Source organism: Acidovorax sp. KPB24-07, assembly GCF_057543315.1.
On record NZ_BAAJYS010000126.1, the window covers coordinates 1 to 10,660 of the forward strand.

Annotated in this window: 9 protein-coding genes, 1 tRNA gene and 1 pseudogene; 7 read left to right on the plus strand and 4 right to left on the minus strand. The window is 67.0% G+C overall.

Annotation, left to right across the window (positions count from 1 at the left end; translation table 11 throughout):
• Position 1: 1 nt before the first annotated feature.
• From rsmB to AC27IQ_RS13865, 5 genes are all read left to right on the plus strand, one after another.
• Positions 2-1,282: a 16S rRNA (cytosine(967)-C(5))-methyltransferase RsmB gene (gene rsmB, locus AC27IQ_RS13845; protein WP_487089807.1), complete on the plus strand. Its 1,281-nt coding sequence runs from the start codon at positions 2-4 to the stop codon at positions 1,280-1,282.
• A complete protein-coding gene (locus AC27IQ_RS13850; protein ID WP_487089808.1) occupies positions 1,272-1,895 on the plus strand; it encodes a DUF4390 domain-containing protein in 624 nt (207 codons plus the stop codon). The genes rsmB and AC27IQ_RS13850 overlap by 11 nt, the downstream gene beginning before the upstream one ends.
• Entirely contained in the window at positions 1,892-4,168 is a 2,277-nt protein-coding gene (locus AC27IQ_RS13855) for a sensor histidine kinase (protein ID WP_487089809.1), read from the plus strand. The genes AC27IQ_RS13850 and AC27IQ_RS13855 overlap by 4 nt, the downstream gene beginning before the upstream one ends.
• Before the next feature lie 38 nt (positions 4,169-4,206).
• Positions 4,207-4,902, plus strand: coding sequence for a response regulator (locus AC27IQ_RS13860; protein WP_284431266.1), 696 nt, complete (start codon positions 4,207-4,209; stop codon positions 4,900-4,902).
• Between the two features lie 51 nt (positions 4,903-4,953).
• A tRNA-Phe gene (locus AC27IQ_RS13865) sits at positions 4,954-5,029 on the plus strand.
• A gap of 128 nt (positions 5,030-5,157) precedes the next feature.
• Here AC27IQ_RS13865 and AC27IQ_RS13870 read toward each other — a convergent pair.
• The 3 genes from AC27IQ_RS13870 to AC27IQ_RS13880 all read right to left on the minus strand — a co-directional run bounded on the left by AC27IQ_RS13870 (position 5,158) and on the right by AC27IQ_RS13880 (position 7,939).
• Positions 5,158-5,463: a cupin domain-containing protein gene (locus AC27IQ_RS13870; RefSeq protein ID WP_487089810.1), complete on the minus strand. Its 306-nt coding sequence runs from the start codon at positions 5,461-5,463 to the stop codon at positions 5,158-5,160.
• 4 nt (positions 5,464-5,467) lie between these two features.
• Entirely contained in the window at positions 5,468-6,301 is an 834-nt protein-coding gene (locus AC27IQ_RS13875) for an alpha/beta fold hydrolase (RefSeq protein ID WP_487089811.1), read from the minus strand.
• A 189-nt stretch (positions 6,302-6,490) separates the two neighbouring features.
• Entirely contained in the window at positions 6,491-7,939 is a 1,449-nt protein-coding gene (locus tag AC27IQ_RS13880) for a diguanylate cyclase domain-containing protein (protein ID WP_487089812.1), read from the minus strand.
• A 336-nt stretch (positions 7,940-8,275) separates the two neighbouring features.
• Between AC27IQ_RS13880 and AC27IQ_RS13885 the strand changes: the two genes are divergently transcribed.
• Positions 8,276-9,028, plus strand: a complete 753-nt coding sequence (locus tag AC27IQ_RS13885) for a tyrosine-protein phosphatase (RefSeq protein WP_317355472.1) — start codon at positions 8,276-8,278, stop codon at positions 9,026-9,028.
• Between the two features lie 97 nt (positions 9,029-9,125).
• On the opposite strand, the pseudogene AC27IQ_RS13890 reads toward AC27IQ_RS13885, so the two are convergent.
• Positions 9,126-9,619, minus strand: a pseudogene (locus AC27IQ_RS13890) (HU family DNA-binding protein).
• A gap of 313 nt (positions 9,620-9,932) precedes the next feature.
• On the opposite strand from AC27IQ_RS13890, the gene AC27IQ_RS13895 reads away from it, so the two are divergent.
• The coding region (locus AC27IQ_RS13895; RefSeq protein ID WP_487089813.1) for a PhaM family polyhydroxyalkanoate granule multifunctional regulatory protein at positions 9,933-10,660 on the plus strand (728 nt) is incomplete at its 3' end.

Genomic DNA, 10,660 nt, shown 5'->3' on the forward strand with positions numbered 1-10,660 from the left:
CGTGCGCGGCGGGCAGTCGGGCACGGCGGCCCTGGCCGCGGTCGAGCCGGGTCTGCGGCCCGGGGTGCAGGCGCTGTTGTTCCAGGTGCTGCGCAACCTGGGCCGGGCGCAGGCGCTGCGCAAGCAACTGGCGCCCCGCAACCCACCGCCACGGGCCGATGCCCTACTGTGCACGGCCCTGGCGCTGGCGTGGTCGTTCGACGAGGCGCCTTACGAGGCGTTCACCCTTGTCAACCAGGCGGTGGAAGCGGCCAAGCGCAACCCGGCATCGCAAGCGCAGGCGCCGTTCCTGAATGCCTGCCTGCGCCGCTTTCTGCGCGAACGCGATGCGCTGGTGGCCGCCACCGACGGCGATCCGGTCGCCCAGTGGAACCACCCGGCCTGGTGGATCGCCCGGCTGCGCAAGGACCACCCGCAGCACTGGCAGCAGATCCTGCAGGCCAACAATGCCCACGCGCCGATGGCGCTCCGGGTCAATGTGCAAAAAACGACTCCAGCGCAATATTTACTAGGGCTATCTGCTATCAATTTGGAAGCATTTCCCGCGGGGCCGTTCGGCATCGTCCTGGACCGCCCGGTGGCCGTGCAGCAACTGCCGGCCTTTGCAGACGGCCACGTCTCAGTGCAGGACACCGCGGCCCAGATGGCGGCGCCGCTGCTGCTGGAGGGGCTGGACCTGTCGCAGCCGCTGCGCGTGCTGGACGCCTGCGCCGCGCCCGGCGGCAAGACCGCGCACTTGCTCGAATACGCGGGTGCCGCATCGCCGATGCAGGTCGTGGCGCTGGAAATCGACGCCGACCGCGCCACCCGCATCCACGAAACGCTGGACCGGGTGGGGGTGCGGGCCCAGGTCCTCGTGGCCGATGCGGCACGGCCGCAGGACGGGTGGCTGGACGCCAGTGGGGGCGGGCGGTTCGATGCCATCTTGCTGGATGCGCCATGCACGGCCTCGGGCATCGTCCGACGTCATCCCGATGTACGCTGGCTGCGGCGCGAGTCCGACATCGAGCAACTGGCCCAGCAGCAGGCCCGCCTGCTCGCCACGCTCTGGCCGTTGCTGCAGCCCGGCGGGAGGCTGCTCTACTGCACCTGCTCCGTGTTTCGTGCCGAGGGTGAAGCACAGGTGCAAACGTTTCTTGCGCGCAACACCGACGCCCGTTTGCTGCCATCTCCCGGCCATTTAATACCCGGCAAACCGGACGAAAGCGGCGGCGTCTCGGAGAATCGTCCGGTTGACCATGACGGATTCTTTTACGCGCTGTTGCAAAAACATGCTGGCTGAACGGACCGCTTCGCGACCTGCCGCGTGGCTTTCGGTGGCCGTGGCTGCGTTGCTGTGCATGTGGCTGGCGCTGTGGTCCCCGGCGGTGCTGGCGCAGCCCGACGCGGGCGACCTGCGCGTCGAAGCCAACGACGAGGGCCTGTACCTGTCGACCACGCTGCACTTCGACCTGCCCGAGCTGGCGGAAGATGCCCTCTACAAGGGCATCTCGATGTACTTCGTGGCCGAGGCCGATGTGGTTCGCGAGCGCTGGTACTGGTACGACAAGGCGGTGGCCCACTCGGTGCGCTACCTGCGCCTGAGCTACCAGCCGCTCACGCGCCGGTGGCGCCTCAATCAGTCCGCCACGCCGTTCGCCAACACCGGGCTGGGGGTTGCCCTGGGCCAGAACTTTGACGAACTGGGCGACGCGCTTTCCGCCATGCAGCGCATCAGCCGCTGGAAGATCGCCGACGCGGACGAGGTCTCCGGCGGGCCGTATACCGTGCATTTCCAGTTCCGCCTCGACATGTCCCAACTGCCCCGCCCGTTCCAGATCGGCGCGGTGGGACGCTCGGGCTGGGACCTGATGCTGTCGCGCAGCGTGCGCGCCGTGGCCGAGCGCGCGCCATGACCGACGACCACAGCGTTCCCCGCACGCCCCAGCAAGCCCGTGCCTCCCGCTGGGCCCTGGGCGTGGGCGTGGCGATCATGTGCGCGATCGGGCTGGTGCTGCTTTTTCTGCTCACCGTCGCCACCAACAACCGCGCGCTGTACGAGCGCAACTACGCCTGGCTGTTCGGCCTGAACGTCCTGGTGGCCGTGCTGCTGCTCGCCGTGCTGGTGTGGGTCGTGGTGCGCCTGGCGGTGCGGCTGCGGCGGGGGCGGTTTGGCAGCCGCCTGCTGGTCAAGTTGGCGGGCATCTTTGCGGTCGTGGGGCTGCTGCCCGGTCTGCTGATCTATGTGGTCTCCTACCAGTTCGTGTCGCGCTCCATCGAAAGCTGGTTCGACGTGAAGGTGGAGGGCGCCCTGTCCGCCGGCGTCAGCCTGGCCCGGGTGACGCTGGACACGATCGCCAGCGACATGGCCATGCAAACACGCACCGCCAGCAGCCAACTGGCGCAGGTGCCCGACGCGGCGGCCGGCGTGGTGCTCGAACGCATCCGCGACCAGCTGGGGGCCAGCGACGTGGTGCTGTTCAGCACGGCGGGCCAGCCGGTGGCCAGTGCCGGGCAATCCCGGTTCGATCTCAGCCCCGAGCGGCCCAGCGCTCAGTTGCTGCGCAACGCGCGCCAGCAGCGCGCCACCTTCCAGATCGAGGGGCTGGACGACATCGCCGACCCCGCTGCCGTGCAGAACGCGCGGGTCAAGACCCTCGTGGCCGTCGGCAACGCCAGCGTGGGGCTCTTGGTGGAACCCCGCTACCTGCAGGCCACGCTGCGGCTGCCGCAGGTGTTGGTGTCCAACGCCATCGCCGTGCAGGAAGCCAACCGGGAGTACCAGGAGCGCGCCCTGGCCCGCGAAGGGTTGCGGCGCATGTACATCGGCACGCTCACCCTGAGCCTGTTCCTGGCCGTCTTCGGGGCCGTACTGCTCGCCGTGCTGCTGGGCCGCCAACTGGCACGCCCCCTCCTGGTGCTGGCCGAGGGCGTGCGCGAGGTCGCATCGGGCAACTTGAGCCCCAAGGCCGTGCTGCAGGGCAACGATGAATTGGGCGGGCTGACCCGCTCCTTTGCCGTGATGACCCAGCAGTTGTCCGACGCCCGCACCGCCGTCGAGCACAGCATGGGCGAGGTCGATGCGGCGCGGGCCCACTTGCAGACCATTCTGGACAACCTCACCGCGGGCGTGATCGTGCTGGACGCTGAGGGGCGCATCCGCTCCACCAACCCCGGCGCCACCCGCATCCTGCGGGCCCCGATGGCTGCCTTCGAAGGCCGGCCGCTGGCCGACGTGCCCGGGCTGGCCGAATTCGCCAGTGCCGTGCAGGGCCACTTCGAGGCCTTCCTGGGCGACCGCGAGCAGCATGGACTGGACCACTGGCAGCATTCCTTCGACCTTTACGGCTCGCCCGCCTCGGGCGTGGCCGCCAATGGCACCAGCCTGGTGGCCCGGGGGGCGGAGCTGCCCAACGCGTTGCGCCTCCTGGTGTTCGACGACATCTCCGAAATCGTCTCGGCCCAGCGTGCACAGGCCTGGGGCGAAGTCGCCCGGCGCCTGGCCCATGAAATCAAGAACCCGCTCACACCGATCCAGCTGTCCGCCGAGCGCCTGGAGATGAAGCTCTCCGGCAAGCTGCCGGATGCCGAGCAGGCCGTGCTGACCAAATCCGTGCGCACCATCGTCGATCAGGTGGATGCGATGAAGCGGCTGGTCAACGAGTTTCGCGACTATGCCCGCCTGCCCGCGGCAGAATTGCATGCGCTCGACCTGAACGCCCTCGTCACCGACGTGCTGCAGCTCTACGGCGCCGAGAACGCGACCGTGCCCGTGGAGGCCGAACTCGATCCCCGTTGCCCCGAGATCGCGGGCGATGCCCAGCAACTGCGCCAGGTCATCCACAACCTGCTGCAGAACGCGCAGGACGCCAGCGAGCCCAGCCGCGAGCAGGGCGGGGCCGCCGGCGCACCTGTGCGCATCACCACGCGCTGGAGCCAGTCGTCGCGGCGCGTGCGGCTGACGGTGACCGACAGCGGAACCGGATTTCCCAACCACATCCTTCAGCGCGCCTTCGAACCGTATGTCACCACCAAGCCGCGAGGCACTGGCCTGGGACTTGCTGTAGTGAAGAAGATCGCCGACGAGCATGGGGCCCGTGTCGATCTTGTCAATCGGGTGGAAGAAGGGGTGGTGCTGGGCGCGCAAGTGTCGCTATCATTCGCCCCTGGCCACGTGGTGGCACATTAACAACACTTGGAAACGTATCGCGAGGCTGATCAAAACCCATGGCAAACATTCTGGTGGTCGACGACGAACTGGGCATCCGTGACCTGTTGTCGGAAATTCTGAACGACGAAGGGCACAGCGTGGACCTCGCAGAGAACGCCACGCAGGCCCGCGCCGCCCGTGCCGCCAATGCGTACGACCTCGTGCTCCTCGATATCTGGATGCCCGATACCGATGGCGTCTCGCTCCTCAAGGAATGGGCCATGGCCGGCACGCTGACCATGCCGGTCATCATGATGAGCGGCCACGCCACCATCGACACCGCGGTCGAAGCCACCCGCATCGGCGCCTTTTCCTTCCTGGAAAAGCCCATCACGATGCAGAAGCTCCTCAAAGCGGTCGAACAGGGCCTGGCGCGCAGCGCCGCCCAGCCGGCGGCATCGGCCACCACGGCGGCCGCCACCCCACCGCCCGCTGCTGCCATCCCAACCGCACCCGAGGCACAGGGCGCTCCGGTGGCGGCCTTGCCCGTGGTGACGAAAGACCCCGGCCCGCATGCGCACCAAGGCTTCGATCTGGACCGGCCGCTGCGTGAAGCCCGCGACGGTTTCGAGAAGGCGTACTTCGAATTCCACCTGGCGCGCGAAGGCGGCTCCATGACACGCGTGGCCGAAAAAACGGGCCTGGAGCGCACCCACCTGTACCGCAAGCTGCGCCAGCTCGGCGTGGACCTGGGCCGCGGCAAACGCAATTAAGTCGTCAGAGTTTCAGAACGCCTCTTTTTTCTGGTTATAATTTGAGGCTTAGGCCCGGTAGCTCAGTCGGTAGAGCAGAGGATTGAAAATCCTTGTGTCGGTGGTTCGATTCCGCCCCAGGCCACCAGTCATTAAAACCCTTGGTTCTTGCGAACCAAGGGTTTTTTGCTTTGGGCAGGTCTTTACGCTGTCGTTCTGGGTCGGCTTGCTATTGCGCCATCACTGCAATTCCGCAATCCCAAGCATCCCGCCGATTCAAGCCGCACTCGACCGCCGCGCCACCCAGTACGTGGCCCCATCCGGGCCGTAACGCTCCTCATGCGGTTCCAACCGATCCAGTTCGAACCTATCACCGGGCACCAAGTGGCGCGTGGTGCCCGACTGCGTCAGCCACATCTCGCCCGCCACCACCAATGCACTCGCATGAAAATCGTGCCGATGCTCCTGCACGATTTGCTGCGGGGCCCAGGTGCGAACGAGTGCCTGCTCGTAGCCTTTCGCCAGCGCCTGGCGCTCGAAGTCTTCGAAGGTCGCGGGAATGGGGGCGTGTGGCTCGGCCATGGCGTCAGCTTTTCAGGAATGCGATCAAGGCGGCGTTGAATTCCTGCGCATGCGACAGGTTGAAGCCATGCGGCGCCCCGGCGATGACCTTGAGCACGCTGCCAGGAATCGCCTTGTGGGTGCGGGCGCCGCTCACTTCCAGCGGCACGATGGCGTCGGCATCGCCGTGAAGGACCAGCGTTGGGACCTTCACGCTTTTCAGGTCTTCGCGGAAGTCGGTTTTGCCGAAGGCTTGGATGCAGTCGAGCGTGCCCTTGGGCGAAGCCATGGCGGCGATGTCGCGGGCGTACTGGCGCTGTTCCTCACTGACCTTGAGCTTGCCGTCCACGCTGAAGAAGTTGTGCGTGAAGTCTTCCAGGAACGCCATCCGGTCTTTTTTGACGCCTTCTTGGAATTGCGCAATCGTCGCGTCGTCCAGTCCACCCTCCGGGTTGTCGGCGCTCTTGTAGAGGTACGGCGGAACGGCGCCCGCGAAGACCAACTTGGCCACGCGCTGGTTGCCGTACTTTGCGATGTACCGCGCGAGTTCGCCGCCGCCCATCGAGAAGCCGACCAGCGTGGCGCCCGTGAGATCGAGGCCGGTCATCAGCGCATCGAGGTCTTTCGCGAAGGTGTCGTAGTCGTAGCCCTCCCAGGGTTGCGACGAAGCGCCGAAGCCGCGGCGGTCATAGGCGATCACGCGGTAGCCCGCTTCAACGAGTGCTGGGATCTGGGCTTCCCACGAGCGTCCACTCAGGGGCCAGCCATGGATGAGCACGACGGGGGCGCCCTGTCCGTAATCTTCGTAGTGGATCTCGACGGGATGGCGGGCGCTGGATTCGGTTTGGAGCTTGGGCATGGGGGTGCGGACCTCGGCAGTGGGTGGATGTGAGCGGGGATGGGTGAAGGAAGTCCATTGGGTCCAGAATTTCAAATCACGTCAATCAGACCTGTCCTACTCAACCGTTGGCGCGTTCGGTCCTGCGCGCAGGACGGGCTGCAACGCAATCACCTTCGCGAGCGCGGTGTCTGCGGTGGCGGTGCGGCGTCACGTTGGCGGTGTGCCCTCATACACCTGCAGCCCGCTGGCCTGCTGCTTGGCGCCATACATGGCAAGGTCGGCGCAATGCAGCACCTGGGCGGCCACGGTCGAATTCTCGGGCGAGCGCGCGATGCCGATGCTGGCTCCGACGTTCACCCACTGGTCCGGCCGCACCTGGATGGGTTGCCGGATGGCGTTGACGATGGCGGCGGCGGCCTCCTGCACGCGCTGCAGGTCCTGCGAGCGCATCAGGATGGCGAACTCGTCTCCGCCCAGGCGCGCCAGCGTGTCCGACGAGCGCACGTGCTTCCTGGTGCGCAGCGCCACTTCCTTCAAGACGGCATCTCCCGCTTCGTGGCCGTAGTTGTCGTTGATGGCCTTGAACTTGTCGAGATCCATCAGCAAGATCGCGTATCCGGTGTTCAGGGCCTGCTGGTTCTGCTCGGCGTTCTGCAGATTGATCTCGAACAGCCGCCGGTTGGCCAGATGGGTCAGCGCATCGCGGTGCGCCACGTTCTCGAGCGGCACGACCACCCGGTTGGTGATGAGGTTCGCGGCCAGGATGGAGAGGAACGAACTGAACAGGATGCTGGCGGCGAACAGCGCCTCCAGCCGCAGGAAAGGCGAGAAGACCGGCGCGAACGGCTTGGCCACCACGGCAATGACGTTGGAGCCCTGCAGCCCGCCCAGGTTGATGACCTTGGCCCGGTACTGCGCGCCGTCCGTCCCTTCCGCCGAAAAGTTCTCGGACGACTGCGCATGCTCGTGGATGCTGCGGTTGAGCACGATGCCGGGCAGGGTCGAGGTGTGGATGACGAAATCGCCTTCGCTCTCCTGCGAAAGGAACGCCATTTTCAGTTGCGTCATCTTGGTGAACTGCTCCACCGCCATGGTGTTGACGCGGTAGCCCAGGAAGATGTTCATGATGGGCATGGGGGCGCTGATGGTGGCCTTGACCCAGTTGTAGAGCACGGGCGTGTGCTCCCCCGCAGCCAGCGGCCCGATGCTGCGGCCGGTCTCGCTGATCTCGGTCGCCAGGGCCTCCAGCGTGGCATCCAGGTCCATGTCGCGCTCGTTCAGAAGCTGGGTCGCGGAGGCGCGGGCCACGACCTTGTGGTTGAGGTCCGTGAGGACGATCAGCTCGGCCCCCGTGCGGGCCAGCTGGCTGGCCAGCGCCGACTCGATGGTTGCGCGGTTGCCGTTGGCGATCGTGTGCTGCAGCCCGTAGTCTTTCGTGACCAGGAGCGAGGTTTGCTGCCGGTTGTCCTTGCGGGTCGCGGCCGTGTACAGAAAGGTCTGCGCCCCGCCTTCCAGCGCGGAGTCCACGCTTTCCAGCGCGATCTTGCGGTTGGCGAAGTGCAGGAAGACGAACGCCACCACCTGGACGATGATCAGCGCCGGAACCAGCAGCATCAGGAGCTTTCTGGTGGAAGCGTTCGCCAGCGTCTTCTTCATGGATGCAAGCCTCCTCCTGAAATTATGGAATGGAAGGCCGGACCGTGGACGGTCGCTGGCCTTGGATTCTTCATGTACCTCTCCGCTTCGAACCCGGCCCCTCGCGCCGGGGACCCGCTTGGCAGGGGCCGGCATTCGCCCTTGCGTTCTTTCTCCGTGCCTCTTTCTGTGCACTTGCATCCATGCCACCGCCATGGCTTCCAGCGGGGTCGGGTGCTCCGTAGCCAGTATAGGGGGCGCCTTGCGATTGGGGCAGGGGTTCGCCTGGGATGGGCTTTGCGGGCGATGCGCTTGCGGCCCCCTCCGGTCCGCGCGCCTTTCGCATAAAGTGGCTGCATGAGCGACTCACCTTCCTACACCCGTTCGCTGAACCTGCTGGGCGCCACGAATTTCCGCGATCTGGGCGGCTACCCGGGCGAGCAGGGGCGGCCCGTGCGCTGGCGCCGCCTGTTCCGCTCCGACCACCTGGCCGCGCTGACCCCCGAAGACGCGCGGGCGCTATCGGCGCTGGGTCTGGCGCGCGCCGTGGATTTCCGGGGGGAGCACGAGCGCGCCACGCTGGCCTACGTGCTGCCCGACGTGGCTTATTACCCTCTGTCCATCGAGCCCACGGTGGTGCAGCGTGCCAAGGAGATGGCGCTGTCGGGCCACACGCTCACGCCCGAGATCGCGATGGGGCTGATGCGCGACACCTACCGCGCTTTCGTCGCGCACAACACGCGCGAGTTCGCCGCGCTGTTCGAACACCTGCTGGACAACGACACGCCGCTGGTCTTTCACTGCACCGCGGGCAAGGACCGCACGGGCTTCGCGGCGGCGCTCATCCTGCTGGCGCTGGGCGTGTCGCGCGAGGTGGTGATGCAGGACTACCTGCTCACCAACGGGCTGTATCGGCGGCCCGCGCAGGTGAACGGGGCTGCGCCGGAGGCGGTGCTGAACGTGCTGTGGCGCGTGCAGCAGGACTTTCTCGAAGCGGCGCTGCATGCCGTGGACACGGACCATGGCGGCGTGCTGCGCTACCTGGAGCAGCGGCTGGGCGTGGGCCCCGGCGAGCGCAAGCGCCTGGCGCAGTGGTATCTGGAGCCCTGATGGGAACGCGGTGCGCATGAAAAAAGCCGGCACAGGTGCCGGCTTTTTTTCGTTGGGCTGGCGGTGCCGCCAAGGCACCGCGGAGCGCATCGGTCGATCAGACCGTGGCGTCCTTGAGCTTCTTCAGCGCGCGGGTCTTGATCTTGACCGATGCGGGCTTGGCGGGGAACCAGCGCTCGGCACCCGTGAACGGGTCCTTGCCGAAGCGCTTTTTCTTGGCAGGCACTTGCTGCAGGCCGATCTTCATCAGGCCGGGCAGCGTGAATTCGCCGGAGCCCTTCTTGTGCACCGACGCCAGGATGGCCGATTCCAGCGCTGCGAGCACGGCCTTGGCGGCCTTGGGCTCGACGCCGGCCTGCTGCGCCAGGTGAGCGATCAGCGAGGTCTTCGTGAACACTTCCTTCAGCGGCTTGAGCGCGGCAGGAGCGCCTTGGCGGCGACGGGGGCCTTGGCCTTGGGGGCTGCGACCTTCTTCACGGGAGCGGCCTTCTTGGCCGGTGCTGCGACCTTCTTGGCCACGGGGGCTGCAGCCTTCTTGGCTGCGGGAGCGGCCTTCTTTGCAGGCGCGGTGGTTTTCTTTGCAGTTGCCATGGTGTTGGTATTTCTCGGAAAAAGTGGTGAACATTCCAGCATGCTGGTCGCCGGATTCTAGGGGGTTTGCATCGGCGGGCGCGGGCCGCACGCGGATTGCACGCTGCAAGCGGCATGGATGCTGGGTTCGAAGGCCCCGAGGCGCGCGCAGAAAGCGGTGCCGGCGAGGTGCCCTGGCGATGCCGGGCGATGCCCGCGGCGTTGGCCCCGCGGGGCAATCGCGTTAAGCTGTCCCATCCCCACCGGCGCCATGCAGCGCATCGCAAAGGAATGGCCATGAGCGACACATCCCCCCTTCGGTTTCGGCAGGTTCGTGCCGGGCTTCGACTTCCTCCAGAACCTGGCCAAAGGCGCGCCGGGCGGCGTGCCGCAGATGCCCAGCCTGTCGAGCTGGGTGGCCCCGACGATCAGCGTGGAAGAACTGGAAAAACGCATCGATGAATTGAAGGCCGTGCAGTTCTGGCTGGAGCAAAATTCGCGCGCCTTGAGCGCCACGGTGCAGGCGCTGGAGGTGCAGAAGATGACCCTCGCCACGCTCAAGGGCATGAACGTGGCGATGGGCGATCTGGCCGGTGCCTTCGCGCCCAAGCCATCGCCTGCGGCGCCCGCCCCCGAGCCCGCACGTGCCAGCCCCGCCGCCTACCGCGAGCCCCAGCGCGAGCCACCGGCCGAGGCGCCCGCTTCCGAGTCCGCGGCCGAAGAAGACGCCGCCAGCGACCACGCAGCCGCAGGTGCGGCGTCCACCGCGCTGCCCGGCGTCGTGGACCCGATGCAGTGGTGGGGTGCATTGACCAGCCAGTTCCAGCAGATCGCGGCCCAGGCGATGGGCGACGCGTCGCACCAGGCCGCGGTGGAGGCCACGCGCGGTGCGGCGGCCGAGGCCTTCAAGACCGCCACCGACATGGCCACGCAACTGGCCTCACAGGGGCTGCAGGGCGTGCAGGAGGCCGCGCGCATGGCCCAGGCGCCGCAGGGTGCCAAGGCGGCAACGGCCCGCAGCCGCCAATCTGCCGCGCCCCGTACCGCAGCCCCTCGCACCCG

What these genes read in the sequence shown, in the direction of transcription:
- AC27IQ_RS13850 (WP_487089808.1), top strand. Translation starts at nt 1,272, where the DNA reads ATGCTGGCTGAACGGACCGCTTCGCGACCTGCCGCGTGGCTTTCGGTG.
- AC27IQ_RS13855 (WP_487089809.1), top strand. Translation starts at nt 1,892, where the DNA reads ATGACCGACGACCACAGCGTTCCCCGCACGCCCCAGCAAGCCCGTGCC.
- AC27IQ_RS13860 (WP_284431266.1), top strand. Translation starts at nt 4,207, where the DNA reads ATGGCAAACATTCTGGTGGTCGACGACGAACTGGGCATCCGTGACCTG.
- AC27IQ_RS13870 (WP_487089810.1), bottom strand. Translation starts at nt 5,463, where the DNA reads ATGGCCGAGCCACACGCCCCCATTCCCGCGACCTTCGAAGACTTCGAG.
- AC27IQ_RS13875 (WP_487089811.1), bottom strand. Translation starts at nt 6,301, where the DNA reads ATGCCCAAGCTCCAAACCGAATCCAGCGCCCGCCATCCCGTCGAGATC.
- AC27IQ_RS13880 (WP_487089812.1), bottom strand. Translation starts at nt 7,939, where the DNA reads ATGAAGAAGACGCTGGCGAACGCTTCCACCAGAAAGCTCCTGATGCTG.
- AC27IQ_RS13885 (WP_317355472.1), top strand. Translation starts at nt 8,276, where the DNA reads ATGAGCGACTCACCTTCCTACACCCGTTCGCTGAACCTGCTGGGCGCC.